This window comes from Streptomyces sp. NRRL WC-3549 (genome assembly GCF_000721935.1).
Lineage (GTDB): Bacteria > Actinomycetota > Actinomycetes > Streptomycetales > Streptomycetaceae > Streptomyces.
On the sequence record NZ_KL585411.1, the window covers coordinates 1678 to 4120 of the forward strand.

Here is a 2443-nt window from a genome sequence, read left to right on the forward strand (position 1 = left end):
AGAGACAGGCCTGGGGGACGCAGGCGAACGAGAACCCGCCGCGGCTGCGGACGCACGACCGTTACGGGCACCGCCTGGACGAGGTGGAGTTCCACCCCTCCTGGCACCGGCTGCTCGGGCACGCGGTCTCGGCCGGCCTGACCGACGCCTGGGGCAGGCCGGGCGGGCACGTGCGGCGGGCGGCCGGGTTCCTGGTGTGGTCGCAGGTCGAGGCCGGCCACGGCTGTCCGCTGTCCATGACGCACGCGGCGGTCCCCGCGCTGCGGACCGACCCGGCCCTGGCCGCCGAGTGGGAGCCGCTGCTGACCTCGCACGTCTACGAGGAGGGGCTGCGGCCCGCCCGGCAGAAGGCCGGAGTCCTCTTCGGGATGGGCATGACGGAGAAGCAGGGCGGGACGGACGTACGCTCCAACACCACCCGGGCCGAGCCGCTGGGCGGCGACGGCGCGTACCTGCTGACCGGCCACAAGTGGTTCTGCTCGGCGCCCATGTCCGACGGGTTCCTCGTACTGGCGCAGGCGCCGGGCGGGCTGAGCTGCTTCCTGGTGCCCCGCGTCCTGCCGGACGGCACCCGGAACGTCTTCGCGGTCCAGCGGCTCAAGGACAAGCTGGGCAACCGGTCCAACGCATCCGCCGAGGTCGAGTTCGACGGCACCTGGGCCCGCCGGGTCGGCGAGGAGGGGCGCGGGGTGCGCACCATCATCGAGATGGTGGCGGCGACCCGGCTGGACTGCGTGCTGGGTTCGGCGGCGCTGATGCGGCAGGCGGTGGCGCAGGCGGTCCACCACAGCGCCCACCGCAGCGCGTTCGGCGGCCTGCTGATCGAGAAGCCGCTGATGCGCAACGTGCTGGCCGACCTGGCGGTGGAGTCGGAGGCGGCGACGACGCTCGGGCTGCGGCTGGCCGCCGCGTACGACGCGGACACCGAGCAGGAGCGCGCGTTCCTGCGGATCGCCGTGCCGGTCGCCAAGTACTGGGTGACGAAGCGGTGCACCGCGGTCGTCGGCGAGGCGCTGGAGTGCCTGGGCGGCAACGGCTACGTCGAGGAGTCGGGGATGCCCCGGCTGCTGCGGGAGGCGCCGCTCAACTCGATCTGGGAGGGCTCGGGCAACGTCCAGGCGCTCGACGTGCTGCGGGCGATGGGCCGTGAACCGCGGGCGCTGGACGCCTTCCTCCAGGAGGTGGGGAAGGCGCGCGGGGCCGACCACCGGCTCGACGCGGCGATCAAGGACCTGCTGACCGAGCTGGCGGACCTGGAGTCCGTGGAGGCGCGGGCCAGGCGGCTGGTGGAGCGGATGGCCCTGGTGCTCCAGGGCTCGCTGCTGCTGCGCTGGGCGCCGCCGGAGGTCGCCGACGCCTTCTGCGCGTCACGGCTGGGCGGGGACTGGGGTGCGGCCTTCGGGACGCTGCCGCACACCCTGGATCTGGCCGCGGTCGTGGAGCGCGCGCGGCCCCGGGAGGCGTAGGGCAAACGCCGGAGGGTGATGCTGCGCCGACACGGCACCACCCTCCACGCTTGTGCGCACCGCGCGGTGGTGTCCTGCGACCCCGCCGCGGGGTGTGCCGCCACTCTCGTACGGTCCGCGGCCGGTCACCAGAGTTGCAAAGGGTTGCACCCGATGTGCGGAGTACGAGGTGGAGGGGGTCGGGGAGCGGCAGGATGGGGCCGGGGGCCGGACAGCTCACTTCCGGGGAGCGGGCCACGCGTCGTCTTGGGGGAAGCGGTCATGGAAACACGTCCCGTCGTCGGGCCCACCGCCTCGGACCCGGCCCGTCTGGTGCACCGGGCCAGGGAGGCCCGGCTGGCGGGCGACCGCACGGTGCCGGCGCCACGCGCCGAGATCGACGCGTCCTGGGAGCGGGTGCTGCGCAGCGGCGTCGATCCCGAGCAGTCGCCGGAGAGCGAGCTGCTGGAGACGGACGAGATCGAGCACCGGCGCCGCAGCTCGGCGCTCGGCGAGGTGATGCCGCTGCTGCGGGACGGGCTGGCCGCCATCGCGGACGCGGCCCAGCAGATCCTCGTGGTCACCGACCCGGAGGGCCGGGTGCTGTGGCGCCAGGGCCACTCGGCGGTGCTGCGCCTGGCCAAGGACATCTGCCTGGAGGAGGGGGCCGCCTGGTCGGAGACGACGACCGGGACGAACGCGATCGGGACGGCGCTCGCCACCCGGGTCCCCGTCCAGGTCCATTCGGCGGAGCACTTCATCCGGGCCCTGCACGGATGGACCTGTGCGGCGGCCCCGATGCGCGATCCACGGGACGGCAGGCTGATGGGCATCGTCGACATCAGCGGCCCGGCGTCCACCTTCCACCCGGCGACGCTCGCCCTGGTCGGTTCCGTGGCGGCGCTCGCGGAGAGTGAGCTGCGGGCCCGGCACCTGGTCGCGATCGAGCGGCTGCGGTCGGTGGCCGCCCCGATCCCTGTCTCTTATACACATCTCTG

At 74.1% G+C, this 2443-nt stretch carries 1 protein-coding gene and 1 pseudogene; both read left to right on the plus strand.

Features of this window, described 5'->3' with window-relative positions:
- The coding region (locus IH13_RS0120010; RefSeq protein ID WP_063837468.1) for an acyl-CoA dehydrogenase family protein at positions 1-1466 on the plus strand (1466 nt) is incomplete at its 5' end.
- 261 nt (positions 1467-1727) lie between these two features.
- A pseudogene (locus IH13_RS0120015) lies at positions 1728-2443 on the plus strand (GAF domain-containing protein); the annotation flags it as partial.